Source organism: Streptomyces sp. NPDC090445, assembly GCF_044769385.1.
Taxonomy (GTDB): Bacteria; Actinomycetota; Actinomycetes; order Streptomycetales; family Streptomycetaceae; genus Streptomyces.
Map to the genome: position 1 here is coordinate 177,777 of NZ_JBIVXV010000011.1, position 25,921 is coordinate 203,697.

23 protein-coding genes and 4 pseudogenes are annotated in these 25,921 nt (G+C 69.9%); 16 read left to right on the plus strand and 11 right to left on the minus strand.

What is annotated here, in order from left to right:
- Positions 1–33: 33 nt before the first annotated feature.
- The 3 genes from ACIQUT_RS22370 to ACIQUT_RS22380 form a co-directional block, all read right to left on the minus strand.
- Positions 34–1,485, minus strand: coding sequence for a Dyp-type peroxidase (locus ACIQUT_RS22370; protein ID WP_403564984.1), 1,452 nt, complete (start codon positions 1,483–1,485; stop codon positions 34–36).
- A 705-nt stretch (positions 1,486–2,190) separates the two neighbouring features.
- Positions 2,191–2,322, minus strand: a complete 132-nt coding sequence (locus ACIQUT_RS22375; RefSeq protein WP_403564986.1) for a hypothetical protein — start codon at positions 2,320–2,322, stop codon at positions 2,191–2,193.
- 228 nt (positions 2,323–2,550) lie between these two features.
- Positions 2,551–4,470, minus strand: a complete 1,920-nt coding sequence (locus tag ACIQUT_RS22380; protein ID WP_403564988.1) for a hypothetical protein — start codon at positions 4,468–4,470, stop codon at positions 2,551–2,553.
- Positions 4,471–5,592: 1,122 nt separating this feature from the next.
- On the opposite strand from ACIQUT_RS22380, the gene ACIQUT_RS22385 reads away from it, so the two are divergent.
- From ACIQUT_RS22385 to ACIQUT_RS22395, 3 genes are all read left to right on the plus strand, one after another.
- Entirely contained in the window at positions 5,593–6,024 is a 432-nt protein-coding gene (locus ACIQUT_RS22385; protein WP_403564990.1) for a hypothetical protein, read from the plus strand.
- A 610-nt stretch (positions 6,025–6,634) separates the two neighbouring features.
- Positions 6,635–7,708: a pentapeptide repeat-containing protein gene (locus ACIQUT_RS22390; RefSeq protein WP_403564992.1), complete on the plus strand. Its 1,074-nt coding sequence runs from the start codon at positions 6,635–6,637 to the stop codon at positions 7,706–7,708.
- Between the two features lie 873 nt (positions 7,709–8,581).
- Complete coding sequence (locus ACIQUT_RS22395) at positions 8,582–9,838, plus strand: protein-glutamine gamma-glutamyltransferase (RefSeq protein ID WP_403564994.1); 1,257 nt, start codon at positions 8,582–8,584, stop codon at positions 9,836–9,838.
- Positions 9,839–9,895: 57 nt separating this feature from the next.
- Here ACIQUT_RS22395 and ACIQUT_RS22400 read toward each other — a convergent pair.
- Positions 9,896–10,009, minus strand: a pseudogene (locus ACIQUT_RS22400) (DNA-binding response regulator); the annotation flags it as partial.
- 132 nt (positions 10,010–10,141) lie between these two features.
- Here ACIQUT_RS22400 and ACIQUT_RS22405 point away from each other — a divergent pair.
- The 5 genes from ACIQUT_RS22405 (at position 10,142) to ACIQUT_RS22425 (ending at position 14,044) form a co-directional block, all read left to right on the plus strand.
- Positions 10,142–10,363: a hypothetical protein gene (locus ACIQUT_RS22405; protein WP_403564996.1), complete on the plus strand. Its 222-nt coding sequence runs from the start codon at positions 10,142–10,144 to the stop codon at positions 10,361–10,363.
- Between the two features lie 185 nt (positions 10,364–10,548).
- Positions 10,549–11,562 carry a helix-turn-helix domain-containing protein gene (locus ACIQUT_RS22410; RefSeq protein ID WP_403564998.1) on the plus strand — a complete coding sequence of 338 codons (1,014 nt, stop codon included), beginning with the start codon at positions 10,549–10,551 and terminating at the stop codon, positions 11,560–11,562.
- A gap of 95 nt (positions 11,563–11,657) precedes the next feature.
- The gene (locus ACIQUT_RS22415) at positions 11,658–12,371 is read left to right on the plus strand and encodes a Phenylacetic acid catabolic protein (RefSeq protein WP_403565000.1); all 714 of its coding nucleotides are present in this window, start codon (positions 11,658–11,660) and stop codon (positions 12,369–12,371) included.
- 63 nt (positions 12,372–12,434) lie between these two features.
- Positions 12,435–13,562 carry a radical SAM protein gene (locus tag ACIQUT_RS22420; RefSeq protein ID WP_403565002.1) on the plus strand — a complete coding sequence of 376 codons (1,128 nt, stop codon included), beginning with the start codon at positions 12,435–12,437 and terminating at the stop codon, positions 13,560–13,562.
- 26 nt (positions 13,563–13,588) lie between these two features.
- Positions 13,589–14,044: an acyl-CoA thioesterase gene (locus ACIQUT_RS22425; RefSeq protein WP_403565077.1), complete on the plus strand. Its 456-nt coding sequence runs from the start codon at positions 13,589–13,591 to the stop codon at positions 14,042–14,044.
- Positions 14,045–14,416: 372 nt separating this feature from the next.
- Here ACIQUT_RS22425 and ACIQUT_RS22430 read toward each other — a convergent pair whose 3' ends face one another.
- Both ACIQUT_RS22430 and ACIQUT_RS22435 read right to left on the minus strand, forming a co-directional pair.
- A complete protein-coding gene (locus ACIQUT_RS22430; RefSeq protein WP_403565004.1) occupies positions 14,417–14,620 on the minus strand; it encodes a transposase in 204 nt (67 codons plus the stop codon).
- A 180-nt stretch (positions 14,621–14,800) separates the two neighbouring features.
- On the minus strand, positions 14,801–15,271 hold the full coding sequence (locus tag ACIQUT_RS22435; RefSeq protein WP_403565005.1) for a hypothetical protein: 471 nt from the start codon (positions 15,269–15,271) through the stop codon (positions 14,801–14,803).
- Positions 15,272–16,149: 878 nt separating this feature from the next.
- Here ACIQUT_RS22435 and tpg point away from each other — a divergent pair.
- A pseudogene (gene tpg, locus ACIQUT_RS22440) lies at positions 16,150–16,441 on the plus strand (telomere-protecting terminal protein Tpg); the annotation flags it as partial.
- A 320-nt stretch (positions 16,442–16,761) separates the two neighbouring features.
- A complete protein-coding gene (locus ACIQUT_RS22445; protein WP_403565006.1) occupies positions 16,762–17,424 on the plus strand; it encodes a GPP34 family phosphoprotein in 663 nt (220 codons plus the stop codon).
- 358 nt (positions 17,425–17,782) lie between these two features.
- On the opposite strand, the pseudogene ACIQUT_RS22450 reads toward ACIQUT_RS22445, so the two are convergent.
- Positions 17,783–17,998, minus strand: a pseudogene (locus ACIQUT_RS22450) (transposase); the annotation flags it as partial.
- A 270-nt stretch (positions 17,999–18,268) separates the two neighbouring features.
- On the opposite strand from ACIQUT_RS22450, the gene ACIQUT_RS22455 reads away from it, so the two are divergent.
- Positions 18,269–19,591, plus strand: a complete 1,323-nt coding sequence (locus ACIQUT_RS22455) for a hypothetical protein (protein ID WP_403565008.1) — start codon at positions 18,269–18,271, stop codon at positions 19,589–19,591.
- Between the two features lie 510 nt (positions 19,592–20,101).
- On the plus strand, positions 20,102–20,683 hold the full coding sequence (locus tag ACIQUT_RS22460; RefSeq protein WP_403565010.1) for a hypothetical protein: 582 nt from the start codon (positions 20,102–20,104) through the stop codon (positions 20,681–20,683).
- A 5-nt stretch (positions 20,684–20,688) separates the two neighbouring features.
- On the opposite strand, the gene ACIQUT_RS22465 is transcribed toward ACIQUT_RS22460, so the two are convergent.
- Complete coding sequence (locus tag ACIQUT_RS22465) at positions 20,689–21,315, minus strand: hypothetical protein (RefSeq protein WP_403565012.1); 627 nt, start codon at positions 21,313–21,315, stop codon at positions 20,689–20,691.
- Positions 21,316–21,554: 239 nt separating this feature from the next.
- Complete coding sequence (locus ACIQUT_RS22470; protein WP_403565013.1) at positions 21,555–22,517, minus strand: STM4015 family protein; 963 nt, start codon at positions 22,515–22,517, stop codon at positions 21,555–21,557.
- Positions 22,518–22,620: 103 nt separating this feature from the next.
- Between ACIQUT_RS22470 and ACIQUT_RS22475 the strand changes: the two genes are divergently transcribed.
- The 4 genes from ACIQUT_RS22475 to ACIQUT_RS22490 all read left to right on the plus strand — a co-directional run bounded on the left by ACIQUT_RS22475 (position 22,621) and on the right by ACIQUT_RS22490 (position 24,854).
- Positions 22,621–23,028, plus strand: a complete 408-nt coding sequence (locus ACIQUT_RS22475) for an alpha/beta fold hydrolase (protein ID WP_403565015.1) — start codon at positions 22,621–22,623, stop codon at positions 23,026–23,028.
- 544 nt (positions 23,029–23,572) lie between these two features.
- Positions 23,573–24,133: a Tn3 family transposase gene (locus tag ACIQUT_RS22480; RefSeq protein WP_403565017.1), complete on the plus strand. Its 561-nt coding sequence runs from the start codon at positions 23,573–23,575 to the stop codon at positions 24,131–24,133.
- Between the two features lie 183 nt (positions 24,134–24,316).
- Entirely contained in the window at positions 24,317–24,550 is a 234-nt protein-coding gene (locus ACIQUT_RS22485) for a hypothetical protein (protein ID WP_403565019.1), read from the plus strand.
- 13 nt (positions 24,551–24,563) lie between these two features.
- On the plus strand, positions 24,564–24,854 hold the full coding sequence (locus tag ACIQUT_RS22490; protein WP_403565021.1) for a DUF6087 family protein: 291 nt from the start codon (positions 24,564–24,566) through the stop codon (positions 24,852–24,854).
- A 299-nt stretch (positions 24,855–25,153) separates the two neighbouring features.
- On the opposite strand, the pseudogene ACIQUT_RS22495 reads toward ACIQUT_RS22490, so the two are convergent.
- Both ACIQUT_RS22495 and ACIQUT_RS22500 read right to left on the minus strand, forming a co-directional pair.
- Positions 25,154–25,347: pseudogene (locus ACIQUT_RS22495) on the minus strand (helix-turn-helix domain-containing protein); the annotation flags it as partial.
- Positions 25,348–25,518: 171 nt separating this feature from the next.
- Positions 25,519–25,881 carry a hypothetical protein gene (locus tag ACIQUT_RS22500; protein ID WP_403565022.1) on the minus strand — a complete coding sequence of 121 codons (363 nt, stop codon included), beginning with the start codon at positions 25,879–25,881 and terminating at the stop codon, positions 25,519–25,521.
- Positions 25,882–25,921 lie beyond the last annotated feature (40 nt).

The window sequence follows — 25,921 nt, forward strand, 5'->3', positions numbered from 1 at the left end:
GAGCAGCGCCTGTACGTGCCCAGGTGGCGCGGGCTACCCGGGCAGCGGTGTGCCCTCGGCGAGCATGCGCAGGGTGGACATCGACGGGGTGAAGGCGTACACCATGCCCGTGGTCCGGAGGAAGGGCCGCATGTTCACCGTGCCCTTCGGGCCGTTCTCGCCCAGCTCGAACGTCGCTTTGCCCGCAGCTCCGCAGACGTTGTCCACACCGGTGGGTGATCCCTCCTCGCCGGGGGTGAAGTCCCCGGCGTTGGCCCATCTGGCCTGGACATGCTCGAACTGCTCGTCGAACGAGGTGCCGTAGCAGACGAACAGCAGACCGCGCTCCTGGCCGTCGTCGGGCTTGCCCGGTTCCAGGGGCGCGCCGTATGTGGTGCCGCGTCGCAGCATGCGGTGGCTGCGCGGGTTGCTGGTCCGGTCGGCGTTGCGCGGGTTGGTCTTGCGGATGTGCGACGCGCAGGGCGTGTCTCGGCCGCGGGGGTCGTTGTGGTAGTCGAAGTTGTTCTGGTCGGTGCCGATACCGACCACCGGGTCGGACGGTCTGGCCAGCGGGCTGCCGTCGGGTCTACGGCCGACCAGACAGGCGGCGAGCCGGTCGTAGTCCAGCGGGGGAGTGAACTTCTTCGCCTCCCCGGCCACGGCATTGCGCCAGCCCGCCACATCCTGGTGCAGGCGGCGCACCACCTGGAACGAGCCGTCCTTCATCCACTCCGGCCCCTGGCGGTTCTTGCTGCCCTTCTCGCACCGGTATCCGAAGACGAACTCCCCGGGGGCGATGAGTTCGGACCCGAGCCGGTTCTCGCGAAACCCGGGCTTGCGGGGGTCCTCGCGGTGGAACTGGCTGACCCCGGGCTGGGAGACACCGTCCTTGAAACCGAAGTGCTCGCGCCCGCGCAGTTCGCCCGGCAGGGTCTCGCCCTGGTCCTGACGGACCAGAATCATGCCGTGGGCCTTCTCGGCCGCGGCGATCTTCAGGAGCTTCTCGTCCAGATCGGCCTTGGAGTCCGCGGCGATCAGCAGGATCGCGTGCACAGTGGTGTCACCCGTTCCGAACAGCCACTCCGACGGGTCGTCGCCGACGATCGCGGCGCGCCCGTCGGCGCCCGCCCGCAGCGCCTCGAAGGCACGTAGGTCCTTCGTGATCTGGTCGGGTTGGGCCGCTACCTCCAGCAGACCCTGGTACGTGAGGGACAGCCCCACCCAGGTCGCGGCCTTGGCCGGGTCGCGGCCGTAGGCGCGGCGGGTGACCGAGAACTCCTCGTTGAAGTCCTCCACTTCAGCGGTGACCGCCACGGTGTTCAGCATCACCGAGAGCCAGCCGCGGCCGCGGGCCGGGTCCGGGAACCGCAGATGGCGGAAGGTCATGTGGTCCTTGTTGAACGCTGCCAGGATGTTGCCCTGGATCTCTCGGGACATCCGCAGCGGCGGTGCGGGAAGCCGCTCTGCCTCCGGGGCGATCGTGGGGCGGGTCGGGGCCGTGACCATGCTGCACTCCTTGCTCTGGGACGGGCTCGTAACGAGGAACGGCGAATGCGCCGGGGCAAAAGGGGTCCGGTCATGCCGCGACACGGGCGGCGCAACGCGGTGCCCGATCCATCAGGCGTTCGAGGACGCCATCTTTCCTCGGATAATCCAGAAAACAAGACATATCGGACCAGGTCGCCTTCCGGTTATAGCCGGTGCCGCACTGGTGACGCCGACGGCAGGCCGCTGCTTCCCCAAATCCAGTCGCGATCTCCACCCCAACGCCATCACGCGCTACCAGGGAAGGGAGGAGACACGGACGTCTTCCCGCTCGTCGCGGACGTCGCACGACGCGTCTGGCCAGGAAGAGATCGGCCGGGTGGGCGGGACGGCGAGGAGCGAAGGAAGCCGGCGATCTCCCGCCCAGTGACGCCCCGCCGATACGGAGGCGGTGCGGTCCCATCACGAGGACACACCCATCGCTGTCGAGCAGGCCCGTTTCGGTGGCCCGCGGTGTCACCCGTCCCAGCGCGATGCCGACTCGGTGCTCCAGTGCGGCCCTGACCTGCTGATACTCCTGGGGCAGCAGACAAGCCGAGCGGCTCTCACGACGGCGGGGCGCCACCGTCACCCCGGCCGGAACCGCATCCGCGTCCTTCAGTGCGGCCCCCTGGGCTGGAACGGCCGGGCCGTTCAGGACCTCGGCCACCGTCTCCCGCGCGATGGTCAAACGCTCCAGTGGCGGTGCCGGACCGGGGATGTGGGTGGCTCGGGGTAGGCGATGGCGTGGTCGATGTCGCGCCGGTGCGGCTCATGGGGTCCTCCGGCGGGGTTGTCCATGAATGCGCCGTCTGCCACGGCCCCATGACAGCCGTGCGCCGTGTTCGCTCGGTCCGGCGGTGACGTCTTCTGCAGCTCGGTGAGTTGCCTGCGCGGCACGACCAGTCCTACCGGGTTCCACCCCGCGAAGAGGGCAGAACGCAGCAACTGATCACGACAGCACACAAGCCTTGGTGGGGCCGCCCGGCCGGGGTGTGCCGGAGTTCAGGGTGGGACGGTCCGGGCCGCCCTGCGGGGTGGCGGTGTTCAGCGCCGGGCTGCCACGGCTTCGGCGGCCGCGGCCAGGAGGCGGTGCAGGACGGGGACCGGGATCGCCGGATTGGTGACCGCCGCGCATGCCGTGTCGCGGTCGTGCAGCAGCCCGGCAAGGACGCGGGCCGGCAGCCGCAGATTGCGCATCGCGGTCCCGCGGACGTCGGCCGCCGGGTCGTTCAGCAGCCGCACCGCGTCGGCCGGTGACAGCCGGGGGTCCTCGGCCGCGCGGCGGCGCACCTCGGCTTCCGGGTCGCGGGCGAGACGTGCGACGTCGGCAGGCGTGGACTCCGGATCGTCCAGGGCCAGGCGGCGCATCCGCCCACTGGGGTCGCCGGCGTAGCGCAGCAGGCCCGCACGGGGGAAGTGGGGGTGGCTGCGGGGGCGGTCGGGGTGAGTGAAGCTGCCGTCCCACCAGCGCCAGACCTCCAGCAGCATCTCGGCTGGCGCGTCGTCGCACGATTCGGCGAGGAACAGGCGGACCGTCCGGTCCTCGTCCCGCGCCAGACGTTCCACGACGTCCGGCGGAAGATGCCGGGCACGGGCCACGCTTCGGCGGATGAGCGGATGGGACGATACGGAGAGGCGGCGCATCGCATCGGCGTCACCGTGCAGGTCCTCGACCCACGGCAGAGTGCGCGACATCAACGTCGGGTCGAAGTCGCAGCGCACCGCGGCACGCTGCTCCTCGCTGAGGTCGGGCCGCAGTGCCACCGCCGAGCGGACGTCGTCGTGCGGGTCCTCCGCCAGAACGGCGACGCTGGGTGCGCTGAGCCGCGGGTTGGCGGCCAGCGCTCGGCGTACCTCCGCGTCCCCGTCCCGGACCAGGTCGGCCTCCAGCCCGCGGGAGAGACGGCACAGTTCGAGCGCGCGCCGGGGCGCGGGCAGCGCGGCAAAGACCTCGCGAGGCATGGGGGCGCCGGTGTGGTGGGCGAGCAACGCCGCCGTACGCACCGCGTCGTCAGTGTCGACCAGCAGCCGCTCCCGCAGCGGCGCGGCGAGGTCCTCCCACCGGGCGCAGGCAGCCGCCCGCACCCGGGGATCGGCGTCGGCCGCGAGGCCGGGGAGGTGGTGTGCGGGGAGCCCTGGGAGTTCGGCGGCCTGAGCGCGGGACGGGCCGGCGAGGAGGTCGTCGTACAGGTCGCCTGGGAGTTCGACGCCCCGATTGCAGGCATGGTCGGCCCAGAGCGCGCGCCGACTCGGCGACGGTTCGGCACGGACCAGGCGTACCCATTGATCGGACGTGAGCTTGGGCCGGAAGGTGTCGGCGGGCGTCGACCGCACCCGTGGATCGGGGTGCGCCACGGCGGCGTCGAGTACGGTGGGCCGGTCGCAGCCGTGCAGGAAGCCCTCCGCCACATCCAGCAGCCGGATCAGCAGCTCGTCCGGCGCGGCCGGATTGGATCCGATCCCCTCCGCCCAGTGCAGGGGCCACGCATGTGGGCCGGGCACCGCTGCCCACACCTCGGCTCGCTCGGCCTCCGTCTCGCGCCCGGCGGCCCCGGCGGCCTCCTCCAGCCGCTCCGGCAGTCGGTCGAGGGCCGTCACTCGGGGCCCGTCCGCGCCGGGCACCTCCGCCAGCAGCACCTGCCCGTCAAGGGAGAGCGCCACGAACCCGGGGTCGCCGGTCAGCCCCGGCACACCGCTGCCGGCGTAGCGGACCCGGGTCCACCAGGAGTCGTTGCCGCCGATCCGATGTCCGAGGACGGCCACCAGGAACTCGCCGTCGGCATCTGCGAGGCGGCGCCACCACGCGGCGTCGAGCGCTTCCCGGACCGCGCCGTCCGGCGCCGCGATCCCCCGCGCGATGGGCCAGCCGGCCTCCGGCGGGAACAGGCTGCCCGGGCGCATGTCCCCGACGACCGTGAGTCCGGCGCATGTGAGCAGCTCGTGGAGTTCCTGTCGGTGTTGCACGCGGTCATGATCCCCGCCGACTCGCGGTGGGACAAGTTCGAGGACGGCAACGCCCGCGCAGCCATGGTGGCGTTGGCCTGTGTCTTGGGCTGCGAAGGCGTCTCGCTCGACGAACTCGTAATCCGGGGCGGGATGACCGAGCGTGAACGGCGTGCTCTCCTGCGACGGCGCCCACTCTGCTCGAACGGGTTCAGCGCCGGGGCCGCCGCGTTCAGCGGCTCCAGCACCCACGGCCGCAGGGCGATCAGCGCGTGCTGGGCTTCCCCGGCCACCTCGGTCGACTCCGCATCCAGTTCGGCCACCCTGCGGGCCATCTCGTCCTCCAGGCACGCCAGTCCGACCCGCGCGGGCACATCCGCCCCCGCCCGATTTCCGCCCGGCCCGCGGAGCGCCCGCCCTCCCCCTCCTCCTCTGTACCCATCGACTGGGCGGCCGTCGAGGACTGGCTCGGACTGCGGCTGCCGGCAGACTACAAGCGGCTCGCCGACCGGTACGGGCCGCTGGACTTCGGTGAGTACGTGTGGATCCACGTGCCGTGCGTCCAGCGGGACCGCTTCGACTACGGCGAGTGGCTGCGCGCGACGCACCGGGAGGCGCGGATCGAGGCGCGGGAGCTGCCCGAGGCCGAACGGCCCGTGCTCCACCCCGAGCCCGGCGGCCTGTTGGCCTGGGGCTGCACGCGGGGCAGCGACGTACTGTTCTGGGACACCTCGGCCTCCGTCGACCCCGACAAGTGGACCGTGGTGGTGCAGCACTCGGGGGCGGTGCCGGGCAGTGGCCTGCTCCCGTGGCACCGGTACGACCTGACGCTCACCGACTATCTGCGGCACACCGTCCGCGACACCTGGGAGCTCCCTTCTCCTCCCGGCCCGCTGCTGGGCCCGCTGCCGGGCACCGTCGCGGACCGCCTTCCTTCCCGACGCCGAGGCGTGGACCCCGCCCGCGCCGGTCCCGCCTCGGCTCACCGAGGCCGAGCGCCGAATCGCGCTGGAGACCGGCACCGGGCTGGACGGGCCACGGCTGCTGTCGCCGCCACCCGAGCGGCCGTACCTCGGCGACGGCTCCTGGGAGGGGCCGTTCGCCGAGCTGGGCACACCGCTGCCCGGGGAGTACGTGCGGCTGATGGACGGGTACGGTGCCGGCATCTGGAGCGGGTGGCTGCGTTTCCGCACCCCGCTCCGGACCGGCGAGCGGCGTTTCCTCACGCACGTCGAGGACACCGTGGACGCCTACCGGCAGCTCAAGGACGGCCACGCGGGGCCGTACCCGCTGGCCATCTGGCCCGAACCCGGCGGCTTCCTCCCCTTCGCCAACTCCATCGACGGCGACTACCTCGGCTGGCTCACCGAGGGCGGGGATCCCGACACATGGCCGCTGATCGTCTGGCCCCGCCACGCGAACCAGGGGCCGCCGCTGGAGGGCGGCCTGATCGACACCCTCCTCGACTGGCAGCGCGGCACGCTGGCCACGCATGGGTTCGCCGCCCTGGACGAGGACGACGACCCCGTCGAGTTCGCGGACTTCCGGTCCTGGGACGACCGCGCCTACTGGTGAGCCCTCGGCTGGCGATCGCCGGTTGCCCGTCCGGCCGGCCGGTGCGCTGGCTGTCGCACTCGCGCCGCCGTTGACGATGCACCGGCCGAGGCGATGCCCGTGCCGCCGCGCTCGGGGCGCATGAGGTAGCCGACGGCCGAGAGCCATGCCGCCGAGGCCGGTGGTGCCGAGCAGCGCGCTGATCTGGTGACAACTACCGTGCCTGTCGAGCCCGTGGCCGCCGTCGCCCGTGGTTTGGCCGGCCATGGGCGGGTCACCCCATGGCACCGCTGCCCATTCCGAGCGCACGGCGGAGCTGCCAATGCCGTGCCCCTGCGGGTAGGCGATCCCGTCCGAGTTGATCGTCGGGTCTGCGGGAGTTTCCGGTCGATCGTCAGCCAGTCGACGCCGACGTGCTTGAGGTCGATGGCGCCGGCACGCCGCTGGGTGATGGCGGCTCGTATGACCCGGGTGGGGCGCCCCATGAACGCCTCTCCGGGCCCCGCACCCGCCCTCCATGGTCCCGTAGTGGAGCTGCCGCCCCTGGGTACCTGCAGGACTCGGACCGCTTCAGCATGGTCGAATGCGGGCACCGGCATGGCGCCGGGCTCGTTCCTTCGCCGGAGCTCCGTTGAAGAAGTTCACTGGCTGGATAGGCCGCTGGCGGCCCTCGGCCCACCCTTTGCCGTGGGCGGCTGTTGCCTTCGTCGCGGCCTTCCTTGTGCTGTGGCGTGGCCCGTGGCTACTGGATCACGCGGAACTTGCCCGTCTGCATGACAGCGCGCCCAAAGCCGTTGCGGTCTCTGGATTCCGGACCGCGATCGTGGGGCTGTTCGTCGCCTTTGGCGCCGGTCTCGGTCTTTTCTTCACAGCCCAGACGCTGCGGGTGGCGCAGCAGACGTTGACGCACACCCGCGACAAGGACCGAGAGCAAGCGGAGCTGACCCGCGAAGGGCAGGTGACTGATCGCTTCGTGGCTGCGGTGAAGCTGCTTGGGTCCGAGACGCTGGCGGAACGCCTTGGCGGCGTGTACGCCCTGGAACGTGTCATGGGCGACTCAGCGCGGGATCACGACGCCATCGTTCAACTGCTGGCCGCCTTCATTCGCGAGCATGCGCCTGTTGCGTCTGACAGCGGCGTTCGCCCACCTGGTGAGGACGTGCGTGCGGCTCTATCCGTGCTCGGCCGCCGTCCCGACCGGGAAGACGAACACGAGATTGACCTGAGTCACACGGCGCTCTTGAAGGTTAACCTCCACCAAGCGCGTCTTGAGGGTGTGCTGTTCGTCGGCAGCTGCTTGGACGGGGCCACGCTGGTCGGCGCGCGACTGCGGGGAAGTAGCTTTTACCAGGCATCACTTGCTCGTGTCCACGCCGACAACGCAGATCTCAGCTGCGCCCAGTTGTCCGAAGCCAACCTCAAGCGTGCCGACCTCACTGGGGCCGACCTTCGTGACGCGCTGCTTACGGATGCGTCCTTGCAAGGTGCACACCTGGGCGCGGCGAACCTCAAGGGGGCCGATCTCTCGGGTGCAAGGCTGATAGACGACGACGGCACGGGCATCACCATCGTGGAGGCTGAGCAGCTGCTCACGGCGACCGTTACGACCAGCACGACCCTGCCCGGGCATCACTCTGCCGCCGACGGCATGAAGGAGCACATCGAACGCTGCACCCAGAGGTTCTCGGACGGCACGAAGCCCTGAGCAGGGCGTGTCAGGGTGGCGAGCGCCACTCGAGTACCTCATGCGAACGCCAGTTGCCGCGGGCCGACCCGACGGCGGTGATCGAGCTGGATCGGGTGTAGGTGGTCCACAGGATGAGGGGGCTCGGATCCGCTCGGCCGAGGTAGGTCCTGCGGCTGGAGCGATGCCACGTCGGGTCGCACCGGAGCTGCGGGACTCCCCAGGTGCGTCGTCGCGCAAGGGGTCGACGCGCGGCTTCTCCCGCTTCGGCGGCACGTTCTTCGTTGCGCGTACCGGGAGACGCAGCATCAAGGCCGGCGCGCCGGCCGAGTGCTCGGCAGTGATGCCGTGGTGCAGGAGGTCTCGGCCCGGGGAGTGGAGATGCCTGCTCGCCACCGTCGGCTGGCGAACCGGCGCCCCCGGCGGGGACAACGAACCACAAACCGGCGGGGAAGCTGTGCCCAGAGAGTCTTACCAGCCGTTCTGTAGAGGGCGGGAGCGGTGACGGCCCCGGCGGCGGTGACGAACCGGTGAGCGTCCGCAGAGGCGAGTGGCGCGGATCGTGCGGTCTGCCCGGCGGTCGGCGGGCTGCTTCCAGCAGGGCCCGGAAGCAGAAACAGAGGACGCTGCCGCTACGCATTCCAACGATGGGCAGGCCCGGACGCATGACGGGATACCGCCTGTCTGACGGCGTGGCCGATTCTGAAGTCACGATGTTGCCGGGGAGTTGGCACAGAGACATGATCGCTTTTTGTGCAAGCCGATCCTGATTCGGGAGTCGACATGTGATGTGCCGATCCCTTCCATGACGTGCGAAGGGGTGGCCGATTCTCGTTTTGGCCGGCGGGCGACCGTGCCGCCATCGCGGTTTCACCGCAGGGGAGTTGTGAGTTCATGCATAAACATCGGGTATTTCTCGCCCTCACCACTGTGGGCGTGGTCATGTGCACCACCGCGTTCATGCCATCGGTCAGTCTGGCCGTCGGCCGCGACGGTGGGGGGACGGAGGATTCCTACGCCGAGACGCACGACCTGACGGTGGACGACGTCAGGCAGATCAACGCACTGAACGAGCGGGCCTTGGACCTGGGTCAGCCCGGCAAGCCCCCGCTCGGATTACCGCCGGACGCCGTCGAGTCCCTCAGGCCTCCCGCCTCGGCCGACGACCGGGTGACCCCTCCGGCCGAGCCCCTGGACAGGATGCCTGACGCGTACCGGGCCCGCGGAGGCAGGGCCACTACAGACGTCAGCAACTACATACGCAAGTGGCAGCAGGCCTACAGCCACCGCGACGGCAAGGCGCGGCAGATGACCGAAGCGCAGCGAGAACAGCTGTCCTACGGTTGTGTCGGAATCACCTGGGTCAACTCGGGGCCCTACCCGACGAACAAATTGGCGTTCGCTTCGTTCGACGAGAACAAGTACAACAGTGGCCTGAGGAACAACAGCCCCCGGCCCGGCGAGACGCGGGCCGAATTCGAAGGGCGCATCGCGAAGGGAAGCTTCGACGAAACGAAGGGCTTCACACGAGCTCGTGATGTGGCATCCACCATGAACAAGGCCCTGGAAAATTCGCACGACGTGGCGGCCTACGTGAACAATCTCAAGGCGGAGCTCGCCAAGAGCAACGACCCGCTGCTTCACGAGGACGGCCGTTCGACCTTCTACTCGGCTCTCAGCAGCACGCCGTCCTTCAAGGACCGTGACGGGGGGAACTTCGACCCGTCCAGGATGAAGGCGGTCGTCTACTCGAAGCACTTCTGGAGCGGGCAGGATCCGAGGAGCTCCTCCGACAAGCGCAAGTACGGCGACCCGGACGCCTTCCGCCCGGACCAGGGAACAGGCCTGGTCGACATGTCGGGGGACAGGAACGTGTCGCGCAGTCCGGCCAACCCGGGCGAAGGATACGTCAACTTCGACTACGGCTGGTTCGGCGATCAGACGGAAGCGGATCCCAAGAAGACGGTATGGACCCACGCCAACCACTATCACTCGCCCGATGGTGGCATGGGTCCGATGAAGGTGTACGAGAGCACCTTCCCGAACTGGTCCGCCGGGTACGCAGACTTTGACCGCGGAGCCTACGTGATCACGTTCATTCCGAAGAGCTGGAACACCGCCCCCGCCAAGGTGAAGCAGGGCTGGCCGTAACAGCCACGGACGGGAGTCCGGCCTCCGGGCCGGCCGCGGGCCTGGGCGCTCTCTGGGTCAGGCACTTGCCTGACCTGGTCGTACCAGGCCGCTCTCGTACGCGATCACCACGCGCTGGGCCTGTTCCCGGGCATCGAGCTTGACGAGGACACGGCTCACACGGCGTTCCGCTGCCTACGCCGTGGATGAGGGGCTTGGGTTCGCCGCCGTCGTCGGGGACGGCCACGGGCCGGCCGTCGTGCTCGCCTGCGAACGCGCTCGTCTGTCACATGTCTGGTTCCTCCAGCTCCCTCACTGCGACGGGTGCGCCTGCCGCCACCTGCCGCCACCTGCCGCCGGCTCGGCCGGCCCGGTGGTCGCCCACCCGCCTTCGACCGCGACGCCTGCAAACAGCGGAACACCGTCGAACGGTGCATCAACCAACTCAAGCAGTGGCGCGGCCTGGCCACCCGACACGACAAGACCGCCACCGTCTGCCTCGCCGGACTCCACCTCGCCGCCATCCTCGTCTGGTCGGCGAGGTGATCCGAAGAAGACGGCCTGGACCGCCGGTGCCGTGAGCGCGTTGCGCAACTACCGTACGGCCGCCCGGCACCACCGCTTCACCGACGGCGGCTGACCGGCGGTTTACCCCCATCCCGCCCGGACTGGCCGGTTCCGTGCTGGTCGCGTCCGGTTGGTCACGCTTGGATTGTGCCGGGGGTGCCGACGTGGCGGACCGGGGCGGCATGCGGGTGTGGGCGTGTCCGTCGGGCCGCTGGGAGATCGCCCGGGGACGGCCGCACGAGCGACTGCGCCCGGGGGTGCGGGGCTACCGGGGCTACCGCGTCGACCTGGGCCGGACCCACCGCAGGCTGGAGCTGCCCGGTGGGCTGGTGACCCTGCTCGTGGGGTTCGGCCCCCCGGTGCGCGTCAGCGATCCCGCGGGCGCTGACGGCCGGACACCGCGCTCTTTCACCTCCCTGTTCGCGGGCCCGCACACCCGCGCCGTACTCGGCGAGCACGACGGGCGCGCGTACGGGGTGCAGGTCTTCCTCGCTCCCTGGGCCGCCCACCGGCTGCTGGCCGTCGACATGGGCGACTTCACCGACTCGGTGGCCGACCTGGACGTCGTACTCGGCAGCCCGCCTGCCCGGAACCTGGCCGACGCCCTCGCCACCGCCCCCGGATGGGCCGAGCGATTCGCCCTCCTGGACTCCCTGCTGACCTCCCTGCCCGTCGGCCCCTCCCGCCTGATCGGCGGCCGCGTGACCGGCCCGGAGCCGAACCCGCAGGTGCTGCGGGCCTGGGAGCTGCTCGCGGCCGGGCCGCGCCCCGTGCCCGTGGGCAGCGTCGCCGCCGAGGTCGGATGGAGCGAACGCCAGCTACGGCGCCGGTTCCGGGAGCAGATCGGCCTGTCGCCCAAGGCCGTCGCCCGGGTGGCCCGCCTGCGCCACGGCCTGGCGCTGCTGACCCGGGGGCACCCTGCCAGCGCGACCGCGCTTGCCTGCGGATTCCACGACCAGCCGCATTTCCAGCGGGAGTTCAAAGCCATGACCGGGCTGACCCCGGCCGCGTTCCTCAGCCACCGTGCGGCCACCGCGACGCTCGCCGGAGGCGGCCGGGTGGACCGGGTCCCCGGCGAGGTGACCAGCGTTCTCCTGCCTGCCCAAGCGGCAGGAGAGGTACCGCTTGGCTGTGGCCGTTTTCTGCAAGACGGGCCGTGCACGGCGATGACAGGGTGAAGCCGCCCGGCGGCCATGTCTGCCGGTAAACCCCGTGCGCGTTGCCGCGCGCACGCCTGTGCCCCGTACACGCCCCACGAAAAGAGGTCGCCAAGGTGCCGGCAGAGGACGAAGTGATCGTGGTCCGCACTCCCGAGGAATTCCACGACATGCCCGAGGAATACCAGTCCATGGCCACCCGCCAGATGCTCATACACGCCGAGGGCGAGCTGTCCGGAGCCGACGACTACATCCGGGTCTTCTACCCGCTCGCGCCCGACGCCGAGGAGCGGCAGGTCTGCTGCGAGCGCGCGGCCGAGGAGATCAACCACTTCAAGGTGGCCAGCGCCGTCCTGAACGACCTCGGCGTGGACACCATGCAGATGTCCCGGCAGTCCCTGGAAGAGCGCCGCAAGCTGTTCCTGACGGCCGACTTCCACAACAGCACGACGTGGGCCGAGCGCGGCGTGGTGTCCTGGCTCATCGAGGACGCGGTGATGGAACTGCTGAAGGAGATGTCGGTCAGCAGCTACCGGCCGTGGGCCGACTCCTTCCGAACCGTCATCCAGGACGAGCGGGTGCATATCGCGCACGGCGCGCGGATCGTGCGCGGCCTGGTCAAGGACCGCGACGGCAAGAAGCAGGTCCAGGCGGCGGTGGACCGTCTGTGGCCGCACTCCCTGGACGTCTTCGGCAGCCCGGGCTCGAAGAAGGCCGAGATCGCCGTCGGCTGGGGCCTGCGGACCCGTACGAACGAACAGGCGCGGCACGACTGGGAGGTTCGCGGCGGCGCGAAGGTCAGGAAGATGGGCCTCGCCCTCCCCTCCTGACACCGCCCGGGCGACCGATCGACACCTGAGCACCTCCCCACCCACGTCAGGAGCCGAAGCAGCATGCCAGCCCAGCCGATCGACCTCACCCTGAGCCCACGCCGCCCACGTACCCGGGAGGAGATCCGTGCGCGAGTCACCGAGCTGATCTCGGTGGAACCGGAACTGGGCGCCCGGTTGGACGCGTTACGCCGCTTCGGGCGCACCGTCCGCAACACCGAGGTGCACCTCACCGGCGCCTGCAACATCCGCTGCGACGGATGCTGGTTCTTCGCCCACGACTTCGACTCGGCCGTCACCGACCAACGGGATCTCGCCAAAGTGCGGAACTTCGTCGAACGCCTCAAGACCGACGGGGTCACCTCGGCCCTGCTCATCGGCGGTGAGCCCACCCTCGTCCCCGACAAGATCCGCCCGTTCGTGGAGCTGCTCGACTACGTCACCATCTCCACCAACGGGCTCCTCGCCCTGCCCAAAGACGGCTTCGAGGACGTGGCGGTGGCCATTTCCGTTTTCGGCGGCGGCCCCCTCGACGACCAGCTCCGCGCCATCCACCCCAACGGCCGCCGCTTCTCGGGCCTGATCGATACCGCCCTGGACAACTACCGGGGCGACCCGCGGGCCACCTTCGTGTTCGCGCTGACCGAGCCCGGCATCCGCTACATCGAGGACACCGTCCGCAAGATGGCCGACAACGGCAACCTGGTCAGCTTCAACTTCTACAGCGAGTACGGCTCCGACCACCCCCTCGGCGCCCTGGAGGGCCGTCGGCTCCTGGACGAGGCCCTGCGCGTCAAGGACCTGTTCCCGCAGGCCGTCGTCAACGACCCGCACTACATCGAGACCCTGATCACGGGCCGCTCGCACGGCAAGAGCTTCGGTTACGACGTCTGCCCGAGCATCAGCGTCGACCACAAGGCCCACGCGGAGCGCATGGGCAACGGCAACCCGGTGCTGCCCGGCTTCAACGCGTGGGGCGCCGACCTGGAGACCGTGCAGTTCTGCTGCACTTCCGGCCACTGCGGGGACTGCCGGGACAGCCAGGCAGTGCACAGTTGGCTCTTGATGAGCATGCACGACTTCCTGGACAGCGCCGAGGACCTGCGCACCTGGCTGGGGGTCTCGGAGGGGTACTGGCGCCAATGGTGCTGGTCCCCGTACAGCCCGTACCACAGCACCACGACCAGCTGACAGCCGACGACGAAAGGGACCCGGCCGTGCCGCCCCACGACCCTGCCGCACCTTCCCCCTCCTCTTCGCCCTTCACCGTCCGTGTCACGGTCCGCGAGTACGAACTCGACACCCGCGGCCACCTCAACCAGGCGGTCTACCTCCAGTACTGCGAGCACGCCCTGTGGGAGGTCCTGCGGGCGGCCGGTATCCCGGGCGACAAGCTGCTGGCGGGGGGAGTGGGCCCGGCCCAGCTGGAGTGCACGCTCAGGTTCCGGCGCGAACTCCAGGGCGGGGACGAGGTCGACGTCTCCTGCGTTTTCGAGTGGGGCGAGGGCAAGACCTTCCGGCTGCGCCAGGACATCCGCCGCGCGGACGGCACCCTGGCCTGTGAGGTGACCGGCGTCATCGGCCTGCTCGACCTCGCCCGCCGCGGCCTGGTGCCGGACCCGGGCGCCCACCTCCGAGAACTGGCCGAGTATCCGGAAGTACTCGGCCTCTGAGGGGGCGTTCAAAGGAGGCAAATCGCCCTTTGGAGCCCTGAAGGCTGTTTCTTGGACCATGTGCGGAGCCGGACGAGTATGGCAACGCGAGGGTGACGGTGCCGAGGTAGACGTAGGCCCTCTTCTCGTATCCGGTGGCGACGGCGCTGAACTGCTTGAGCCCGTTCACTGCTCGTTCGACGGCGTGGCGGGTCTTGTAGTGCTCGGCGTTCTGGAATGGTGTGCCGGATGCGGGGCATGCCGGGCGCCGGCTGTGTGCTGGTGGGCGCGGATCGAGGTGGAGTCGACGGCCACGTTTCAGACCACGCGGCTTGCGGCGTCTTCCTCGGCCTGCAGCCGGGTGAGGAGCTGCTGCCAGGCACCGTCCGCTGATCAGCGGCGATGTCGTTTATGGATAGTCAGCCACGGACCGTACCGTTCGGGGAGCCCTCTCCACTGGATCCCGGTCCGCACCCGGTACAACACTCTGCTGACCATCCGACGGTGATCAGCCCATCGGCCTCCGCGCAGACCCGTCGCAGGCAACATCGGCTCAAGCCGCCGCCACTCCGCATTCGTCAGATCACCCCGCCCCATCCCAGCAGAGTGAATCCCTACCGGAGATCACCGCAGGAGATCGGAGCCACAGCCCTTCGGGGACCCTGGTCAAGCCCTTCGAGGAAGGCTTGCCCAGGTTTCCGGCTCGGAAGTGTCTTTCGGATCGCGCCGGGCTGGCGGCGCCTGGCGGTCCGGCCCCCGGCCGTTCCGTCCGCCCGGTCAGGCCGGCCCCGGCTCCGGCCGGCACAGCCGTCGACGCAGCACGCCGGCGAACGGGGCCAGGCCCGCGGCCCCCAGCGCGAGGCCGCCGCCGGCGAAGATGACGGGGTTGACCCAGCCCGGCACCTGCTCGGTGGCGTTCGGGTCCCCCGGGTGCTTCTCGCACACCACCGACACCGGGAGCACCGACCGGGTGACGAGTCGGCTCTCGGGCACCGACGGGTCCTGGAACATCCGGCTCACCCGGCCGTTGCAGACCGACCAGGGATCGGTGGGGTCGAAGCCGGTCATGTGCCCGGACAGAAACGCGAGACCCCCGCAGAACAGCGCGGTAACGGCGACCTGGACGAACACCCAGGCATGCAGGAGGGGCTCGGCCGAGCGCAGCCGCACGGCGGCTGCGGTGTGCACAGCGAGCGCCACCAGGCAGCCGAGCCCTACCAGCAGCACCAGCGCAAGAAAAACGATCATGAAAGTCCAGGACGCAGGACCCCTGCCCCGCGGTTCCCGGCCCGCCCGCCGGCGCCGGCCCGTGCCAGTGTGCTGAAGGGCCACCTATCTCGCTCAGTCACACGAACTGACTGAGCACTCCACCTGGCGAGGGCGACTTCGCCGCCGCGCTCGGCGAAGTCACCGGCGTCCTGCGGGAGGTGGGGTGCGCGGCAACCGGGTCGCCGTCCTGGCCTGCGACGCGGACGTGCACGCGGTGGCCCGGGTGACCAGCACCGAGCAGGTGGCCCTGGGTGGCGGGGGCGGCACCGACATGCGGGGTCGGAATCCGTGCGGCGCTGGCGATGCCGGACCGGCCGAACATCGTCGTCGTCCTGACCGACGGGTCCCCGCCGTGGCGGAGGAGACCCCGTCCTGCCGGCTGATCGCCGTGCTGGTCGGGGAGGGCGAGCCGCAGCCTCCGGCCTGGGTGGAGACCGTGCGCGTCGACACCGGATCCCGAGTGCAGAGCCGCCGCCTTCGAGTCTCTGCGCAGCGCCCTGCGCCTCCTGCGCGCCCCGGCGCGCCCTTGCGCCACGAGCGCCGGTCCCGTCCCGCCCGAGGCTTCCTCGCGGCCGGGCGGGGCTGCTGGCTTCGCGATTCCGGGGCGTGCGGGGAACGGGGGTGGCTGCGGGTCATGACCCGAGGCCCGGATTCGCGCCCTGCCCCGGCCCCGACCCCTGCGCGTGCGCCGGTCCTCCACCGGCCGTCCGGTCGCCGCGCCCCCGGCAGCCGTGTTGGGGGAGGCGGTACCGGGCCGTCGCGGCGCCGCGGTTGCCCTGAACAACATGAGGACGCCAGAGATCGCGTCAGGTGACCTGTTCACGCCCGTCCTTTGCGGCCGATGACAGAGTTCATACCGGCACCCCTACACCGCCGCCCCCGGCACCGCCGACGACGGCCGGCTTCGCCACCTCAGCGTGGCGCTGCCACCCGAGTTCGCCGCTGTCTCTTCGATGCCCAGGACGCCGGGGCCGGCGCGCAGCAGCGGCGCGACATCGCTGCGAGGGCTTGCAGGAGATCCATTTCAAGGGCCGCGGCCGCCGCGCCGGCGGCCTCCTGGTGGAGTTCACCGACATCGAGCACATCGAGTTCGACCTGGAGAGGCGCGTCCGCAGGGTGCGGCCGGGCTGCAGGCCCCGGCCGGGGTAGGTGGGGCACCTGGAACGACCAAGCCAGGGTGTCTCACCGTGCTCGGAGCGCGCAGCGCGGTAGGCGGCATACACCTTCTCATCGCACTCTTCACTGATGGGGCCACCTCCGTTGACCCAACTGCCGGATGTGCAGCCGTGGGTCTCCCAGAAGATACGTGGCCCATCGTTTCCGACGACGCTTCCTTCGGGCCACAGGTCCAGGCAGGAAGAGAAGAAGCATGCCGATCCGCTGGAGACATCGCCCTTCGGGAACTTCTCCGGGAAGTCGGGCGTCTGACCGGTGGGGAAGTGATCACTGGGTGTATGGGGGTAGCGACTATGGCAATCACACTGGCCGAGGAGATCATGCTGCTGTCCCTGGACGACGAGTCCGGATCGGCAAAGCAGCGACAAGCCGCCGGGTGGGCGGTGTCGGGTGGGATCCTGCTCGAACTGGTACTGGCCGGGAGGGTTTCAGTCACAGGTAAGCACCTCGAACTGGTGGACACGACTCCGACCGGAGACTCGCTGCTCGACAGTCGGACGGCGCTGATCGAGACCTGGATGCGGGGTCGCGGCAAGCGCCGGGTGACGGAGTGGCTGACGAAAGACCAGTCCAAGGCCGTTGCTGCGGCTCTCGACAGCCTGTGCAAGCGGGGGGTGGTCGTGGAGGAGAAACACAAGGCACTCGGCTTGTTCCCGATTCGCCGCTACCCCGAGGCCGACGGCGCGGTGGAACGGGAACTGCGCGAGCGGCTCCGGGCCGTGGTGCTCGACGGCGCCGAGCCGGACACACGGACAGCAGGCCTCATAGCGCTGATCCACTCGGCCAAGCTGCACCGTCTGGCCTTCCCCGACGGCCATCGCAAGCAGGTTGCCTCGCGGATGGAGGAGGTCGCCACAGGGCAATGGGCGGCCGAGAGCGTCCGCGCCGCCATCCGCGACATGCAGGCGGCGATGGCTGCAGTCACTGTGATCACAGTGATTGCAGCCGGCAGCTAGTACTGCAACGGTCTTATATATCCCCTTAACTCTCCAGTTTGGCTGGGGATGGCTTTTCAGGCGGGGCGGGACCGCGGGCAGGGAGAGGCCCGGCGGCACCTGCCCACTCTGCGCCCCACCGGCGGCATCAGGCGGGGCGCGGGGCTGCGGATGCGCACGGTCGAAGGCGAGCTCGCCGCGCGCATCGCCGAGACCGCCACCGCCTCAACCTCGACAACCGCGCGCTGTCGATGGACCGCGCTACCGTCTCGCGAGCCCGGGCTGCGAAGGAAGACTCGGGAGGAGACTCGGCCTGGCAGGTGGACGTCCGCGCCTGCGGCGGGTACGCCGCCGCTCCCGGCACCACCACCAGCTCAGGACGTCGGTAGTTGATGAGTGTCGTGGCGATGGCGGTGAAGACCGGGAAGTGCTCGGGCTTGCGCTCGTAGCGGCGGTAGAGCCGACGGCAGCCGCCGAGCCAGGACATCGTGCGTTCGATGACCCAGCGGTGGCGCCCCAGACGTTGTGGGCTCTCCTTGCCACGTCGCGCGATGCGGGGTGTGATGCCTCGCGTGCGAAGCCATCGCCGCAGAAAGGGTGCCCGCCGACCCGTACGGCAGCAGTCGGCGTGGCAGCGGGCGCATCTACCGGTCTGGGAGGGGCGCAGGTGACGGGCGGCGGTCTGGTGGATTCGGTTCGGTGCGGTGGGGGAGGTACAGAGGTTGTTGGTGGAAGCTTGGCCACGCGCAGCATGCGAGTGCCCCTGCCTCAGAGGTCAAAGGTCGTGGCCAAGCAGTTGCTGCGCGTGACATGATCAGCCCATGACCGAATTCTCCGCACGGAAGGGCGGCCACCGCCCCGTCCGATGAAGTGGCTGGACGAGGCCGTGTCCGCGGGACACGCCACGACTGCCGCTCACCCTGCCCGCATCGCGGTCCTCGACGCGATACGCACCGACCGCACCGGCCCCGTTCCCGTCCGGCTGCTTCAGCTCTCCCGCGCCGACGACGCGTTCGTACGTCGTGAAGTCATGGACCTCCTGTCATCCACCGGGGAGAAGCGCCCTTGGCCTGAAGCCGCCGAGGCCGCGCTCGCTCGACTCACAGACCCTGATGAAGAGGTACGGCGAGGGGCCGCGTATCTCGTCGTGCACGCCGGAACCCGCGATGTAGCGCTCAGGGCCCTCGGTGAACTCACCGAGCCCGTGGTGCGGACTGCGCTCGCCGATTGCCTCCGGGGCTCTGTCAAGCACCTGCAAGACGACCCCTTGGCCTCCGTCCGCTTCCTTGCCCGACTGGCGACCCTGAGCGCCGCCCCTCCGCGGCAGTGGCCGCCGCTCGACAAGGCGCTGCTCGCCGATGCCCGGGAGGCCGCGCGCCACCTGGACGGCGTTGGGTGGCGCTGGGGTCGGGTCCTGTACGGGCTGGGGCGCGAGTGTCACGTCTACGCCCTGGCGGCGCGACTCCTTGGCGATCCCGCCACCCGGGACATCGGCGCCGACTTGGCCCGGGAGGCCTGTCATGACTGGCGGGCGGCCCCGGTAGAACTCCTGCCCCTGCTCGTCCGTCACTGCGAACGAGGAATCAGCCCCGCCATGGCCAAAGCCCTCACCACCGCCTCCATCTCGGAGGCTGCGATGCACACACACGGCGCATTGATCGCCGCGGTCCCCTTCACTCCGTATCCCAAAGCCCGTCAGCCTTCCGGCAGTCAGACGCCGTCGTACGACATCACCACCGCCGCCGCGGTCCTTCAAACCAAGCCCGTGGACACCGGGCGACTTCACCATGCCCCTGAGATCTTCGGGGCCCTGCTGGACGCGGGTCCGCTGTCTTTCCGGCAGGCTGCCCAGCTTTACAACCTCACCTTCAAACGGCCTGGACGCATGCAAGCGGCATGCGCTCCACTATGGCTGCGGCACGCCGGCCCCACAGCTCTGCCTCACATTCTCGCGCTCATGACACCGCACCTCGGTGACTACGCGATGGGCGAGTACTACTCGGAAGGCCTGGCACGAATGGGCCGACACGCGATACCCGCGCTGCCGTCGCTGACGGCACTGATCGACCGGCGTACCCGTATACCGGTCAACGACTCCACACGGGACGGCGAGACGATGCTGGACGAGCGCCTGCTCGCTGCCGCGATCGACGCCCGGAGTGCGATCCTCGCCGACACCGCTTCCTGATCGTCGTCGTGCTCCACCCCGCCCGGGAAGTCTGGCGCCAGCAGCAGACACCGCTCAGCCATCGAACCGTGCGGCCGCCGAGTCACCGCATGAGCATGCCCGCGGGGTCCCGCCACACTCCCCGCAGCCCATCACCGAAAGTGCCGCAACCGCGGCCCTGCGGCCAAGGCTTCGACAAGGCGGGCTCAGTCGAGCCGTGTGATCCCGCGAACGGTGAGGTGTTTGACGCCCTGCTGAACGATGCTCTGCGTTCTGCGGCAACCCCCTCGGCCGTGCACGTCATCGCATACGGGGCACAGGCATACGAGGGTTCGGTCACCACCGAGGGCAGGGAACCGATCGCCGTGAAGCTATTGGAGGCCCCAGCCCTATGTGCCGGCGCGCTGCGGGGCGGCCGGGATGGAGGAACCTGCCCGGGGACTGGCACTGCCCTGTCCTTGCTGGATGTCGCGGGTGTGTGTTCTACGGTCGTCGGGGACTGTGTGCCGGCAAGGGGAGGAGGCGGGGTAAGTGGCTGTTCTGTTGGGGGAACAGGGGTTGGAGGGTCGGGTTGAGTTCCGGGCCCTTGGCAGCGCAGGTCACACGCACACGGCCGCGGTGACGGCCAGAGTCTGGGACGCCCGGCCTGATGCCGGTGAGGGGGAGTGGGACGAACAGGCGGAGGTCGACTACGAGTCCGTCTCTGGTGATGTCGCGGTCTGGGGGCAGGAGGCAGTGTCCCAGCGCGGGGCGGACATGGGAGACCACCGGCCTGTCGCCGGCGGCAGGTGTGACCGGCCGCGGCATCGGTGGCGAAATCACGGCCGGCTCTTTCATGAAAGCCTCGACATATCTGACCAGGACATTGCGCGCATCAACGCCGAGCTCGACGAAGGCCGTGCCATGGTCGGTGTGCTCGCCCGGGATCCGGAGGCCGACGCCGTGGCCGACAAGCTCCGGGAGCTGGGCGGCACTCCCCAGACCACCGGCGTGGCCGAGGTGGCGGCGGCTGACGAACAGCGCCAGCGACCGGAAGGGACAAAGGGCAACGCTCCCTCAGAGCCCACGCCCACCGGTGAGCCGGTGCTGCCTCGGCCGGCCCGGTGTCAATGAGGGGGTCAGGGGTTCATTTGCCCGTCGGTGTCTGAGTGGTGACCTCCGTACGAGGCAATCAGGGCATCGGCAACGGCGGTTGCGTCAGCATCGGCTACATCCGCCGGGTATTCGGGCAGAAGGTCGTCCCAGACGGGCAGCCATGACCCGTACAACTGGGTCTGCCCCTCGGGCCGGGCGAAGAACCACACGTGCAGGTGTGCGGCCCCGTCCCCGATCCGGTAAACGTGGGCTCGACTGATGTGCGGCAGTGCCTGCACGTGGCGGACGATGTGAGTGGTGAGCACGCCCAGCTCGGCGGCAAGCTCGTCGGGCAGATCGGCCATGTCGTAGTGGTCGCGTGGGTACAGCATCAGCACCAGTGGCACACCGGCGCCCGGTATTCGGGCCAGTCGCCAGCGCTCATTGAGCCAGATGCCTTCGTTGCGGGAGCGGCATTCGTCGCAGTCTGCCGGGTCTTGTCCGTGCTGCCGCGGCTCGGGCAGAACGGGCGGGCGGAGCGCGGAGACGCGTAGTCCATCCGCCTCGAAGGGGCTGATGTCCCATCCGGTCATTCTTGCCAGCGGAAGCCGAAGCTCATCATCAGCAGCCGCACGTGCATGGTCGTAGAACTCATCGGGTCGCAAGGCCATGATCGCAAGACTAGCTATGACGGGCCGAACTCGGCGTTCTCGCCGGGCGAGTCGAGCCGTACGAGCCCGTCGGGGGCGAACTCGGCGCCGCCGTCGCGCAGGACGGCGGCCCAGGGCACCACGCGGGGCGCGGGCAGGTCGGCGTTGCGGACGGCCTGGTGAAACAGGTCGGCGCGGCGGTTCTCCGGGTTGCCGACGTCCGCCCAGCGGAGCGGGGGTGTTCTGCCATCGTCGTCCCGCTACTCCCCGACGGCGACGTAGCGCGAGATCTCGCCGTCGCCCCAGTCGTACTCGGAGGCACCGTCCGGGTCGACGTCCAGGTCGACCCCGGCGGCGGAGAGGACATCCCGCAGGCGCTCCCGCAGCTGCTCGCCGAGGTAGTTGTGGTGGAGGTCGAGCCGCTTGAGGTGGGTGAGTGGCTGGCCGGTGAGCAGCGCGATGCCGCCCGCGTCGGTGAGGACGCCCAAGGACAGGTTGAGGGTCTCCAGCCGGGTGACCACGGGCGCGGAGGCGATGGCGACGGCGATGTCGTCCTGGATGTCGCTGTTGCGCAGGGCCAGGTGGCGCAGGCGCGGCAGGCGGAAGCCGTCGAGGATCGGTGCCACGTCGGCGATGACCGCGTCCCCGCCGTACTCGTCCGTGCCGAGCCACAGGTCGAGGTGTTCCAGGGCGGGCAGGTCGCTGCCGGCGATGCCGCGGACGACCTCGGCGGGCATGCCGCCGGTCTCGATGACCAGGGAGCGCAGGCTGTGGTGGGCGATCTCGGGGAAGACCAGGGCGCTGCCGCCCCGGACGCCGAACTCCTCCAGCTCCGGGAAGCCTTCGAGGAGCGGGCCGACGTCGTCCTGGTATATCCGGGAGATCTCGCACTCGTTGAACTGCATGTCGCCGAGGAACAGAGCACGGAGGGCGGGGAGCCGGTCACGTGCGTCGAGCAGAGTGGCGATGATGTGCTCGGGGCCGCACTCGACGGTGTGACGCCAGACGCCGACGATCACGGAGCGGACGCGGGTGATGTCGACGGTCTCGGTGAAGCGGGCGAAGGCCTGGGGCCAGTACTCCGGGGCGTGGCAGGTGTCGGCCGAGATCCGCCAGGCGACGGCGTCCGCCTCGGGCAGCGGGTCCTTGACTTCCTCCCCCAGCTGCGGGAAGTCGAAGACGGGCAGTCCGTACGATGCCGTCAGGTGCCTCGGGTAGCTCATGGGTTCCGCCGTTCCTCGCCTGTCGCATCCGATACGCCCTGTAGTTGTAACAAGCGGCACTGACAGTGCCCGTTGCAGGGCCGGCCTGGGCGATGTCGCCCCCATGGTTGCGGACCTCGCGCCCGTGTACCGGTACGACCAGCGTGGCACAGGCCAATCCCCGTGGGACGGCCGCCATTCCCTCGCGCGGCATGTCGACGATCTCGCCGAGCTGCTCGACGCTTGGAACGTGCCCAGGGCTGTGCTGATGGGGCACTCCTATGGCACCGAGCTGGCAAGCCGGTTCTGCCTGAAGCACCCCGACAGGGTTGCCGGGATGCTGCTGATGTGCGGACCGTTCGTCGGTGACTGGCATACCAAGTACCGAGCGGAGTACAACCACCGCATGTCCGCAGCGCAGCAGGATCGGTTTCGCGAATTGAAGAAGTTGCCGCGCCGCACGGAGGAGCAGGAAGTCGAGTTGCTCACGCTGGCCTGGTTCACCGACCACGCTGACCCCGAGCCCGGGTGACACTGGGCCGCGCAGAGTGCCCGGCGGCGTCGCCCGGTCAACTGGACCATGAACGGTGAGCTTGGCAGGGACGGACGCGCGGATCCGCTCGATGAGCACCTTGCCAAGCTGCACGCGTGTCTGCCCGAGCGAACGGAGCTCCTCGGTGGGGCAGACGATCCGCGCCCTCTGTCGGCACTTGAGTCACTCGGGCTCCGGCTCGACCTCCACTGACGCGGATCGAGGGTGCTGGGCACGAACCCTGGTTGGAGCAGCCCGACGCAGTGTGTGCGCATCTTCGACGATTCGTGCAAGGCGCGGTGGGTGCATAGGGTCTCGGCCGGTTTGCTGGTCGGCCTCATCCCCGGCTGTCGGCGCTGCGGAGGGTCCGGTGTTGAAATGAGCCTCGAACCAGGTTGCTGACGTGGACATTCTCCAGACGGTGAGGCCGTGAGGGTGGCCATCTGACCCCGGGGGGCGGCGTTCGCCGAGTACGGGCGGATCGACAAGACCGTGCACCTGCTTGCCCAGGTCGTCCCGATGGACAACATCCCACCGGAGCCTGATGAACCGACAGTTCATCGTTCAGGAGGCCCGTCACCGCCTGGTCCGCGCGGTCTGCCATGGCGGTCGCGGCCAGATCCGCCAGGCCTATCGTGAGGGGCAGGAGGACCAGCTCGCTGCCCTCCGCCTCGTCCTCAACGCCGTCGTGCCCTGGAAACCCGCTGCCTGGACGCCGTCGTCGCCCAGCTCCGCGGCGAGGGCCACGACATCCGGGACGAAGACGTGGCCCCGCCTGTCCCCGCTCAAGTACCGGCACATCTCGGTGTGCTGCAAGACGGGCCCCGTCACCGCCCTGGAGGACGTGACCGCGTTCTTCGCCAGGGCCGACGCCTCCAAGGGCGGCGGCCTGTACCGGTCGGCGATCGTCGCCCAGCTCGCGAAAGTAGCGCGCCGTATCCAGGGCGGGGTACCCCAGAGCCTGCACTCGCGGGGTGGGTCAGCCTCGACTGCGGCCGGTACGGGGCGGCCCAGCGGTACTGGAGCTACGGCGTGTACGCGGCCGGCGAGGCCGGACAGCCGGATCGCGGGGTGGAGATCGTCACCCGCATGTCCCATCAGATGATCTACCAGGCCGCCCCAGTGACGCTCTTGGCCTCCTCAGTGTGGCCGATGCGAAGGCGAAGATGCCCGCCACGAGGGCGCTGGTCGCCTCACCGGCCGGCCGCGTACACGCTGCACTCGGCGACGAGCGCCAGATCGACCGGCACCCCGGCGACGCCGACGAGCTCCCGACCGAGTCCGCGTCATGGACCGCGTTGGCCTGGCCGCCGCCCTCTTCGAGGAGGGCGAGGCCGAGCAGCGCGCCGCAGCAGCCCACCAGGCCCTCGACGACCCCGCCCGCATCGACTCCACCCTCGTGGCCTCCCGGCTCAACACACTGCTGGATGCCGCCCGCCCGTACGAGACCACCGCAGTCGACGACGTACGCGCGAAGGCGCGGGAACCCGCCGCCACACGCCCGACCACCATCGCAGCCTGAGAGCATTGAGCACATGGGCAAGCACCGCCGACCCGGCCCCCCGAACCAGCCGTCCCGTGCCGTCCCGCGGATCGACACCGGCGATCCGCTCGCCGCGTACGACAAGAGGCGCCGGCCGCCGATGGACGTCCACCGGCGCCACCGGCCGGTACAAGGCGGCGCCGGACACCTTCGGCCTGACGAAGCGCGCGTCCTGGAGGAGTGGAACGGGTTCGCGTACGAGCCCGTCGGCGCGGCCCCGAACCTCGCGGCGGCGCAGGTATGGGTGAACGAACTCCAGATCGACAGCGGTCCTGCTGCCTGATGGCTGTGGCGAAAGCCTCACGTTTCGCGATTCTGGTAGACGTTGCCATGTGCGAAAGGTTGCGGCTCCGGCTGGGCCAGGCAGTCGCCCGCCACAAAGGCGAGACGGCCACCTGGCCTTTCGGCCACTGGTTACTGGGGTTGAAGGCGTGTTGTCGTCACTCTTGGGCGGCTTCACAGTGACGGCCCGGTTGCCGTCCTTGCGTGGTGTGAGGGCATGAACGCCGGGGCGCCAGTCATTGAAGTCCCCGACGACGCCCAGTTCGGCCGCAGGTGTCTCGCCGGGCAGGACAGAGGTGACGCGGTGGGGCCGCCGTTGCGCGTCACCTCACGGGTGACGGGGTCGCGCGATGCAGCTGTTTGGCGATCTCGGTGTAGGAGAGTCCCTCGGCGAGGCCGGCGGTGATCTGGCTGCGGTCCTGCTGGGCCAGTCTTCCTCCGGGCCCGGGTGGCCCCCTCGCTGTCGGGGCCCATGTTCCTGCAGCTGCGCTCACCCTGCATTCATTGCAGCACCGTCACCCCGTGTCTTGGTTCATTGGCATGCTCATTGCAACAATCAGGCGTGGTCACGGCAGACTGCGGAATCAGTTCGCTCCGATTGCGTCCGGTCGGGCTGTGGCGGTCCTGGCTGCGCCCGCCGGCCTGAGGCCGACGGGCGCCGGGTGTCAATTCCAGGCTTCTCCCCGGAAGAGGGCGCCCGTGCCGCGCAGGTAGTAGTGCTGCCCGTACAGTCCGCCCTGGCACTTATCCTGCCACCGCCAGCCGTTGGTCGCGATGGACGCGACTATCACGCCGCTGTCGGCGTCCCACAGCTCGGCGCGCCCCCAATAGGACAGGGCGCTGTGCTTCCCGCCGAAGCAGACTTCGTGCTTGCCGTTGGCCGGGATGCTGCTGCTGGTGCAGGACAGGTTCGTCCCGCTGTCGCACCCGGTACTCGCCGCGCTCGCAGGCGACGCGGCGATGCCGACGGCCACGGCAGCCATGGTCGAGGCGACCATGCCCATGCGGGCCAACTTCTTCTTCTGCATGTCGTTCCTCCGTTTCCCGGACCGGCAGTCGCCGGCCTCT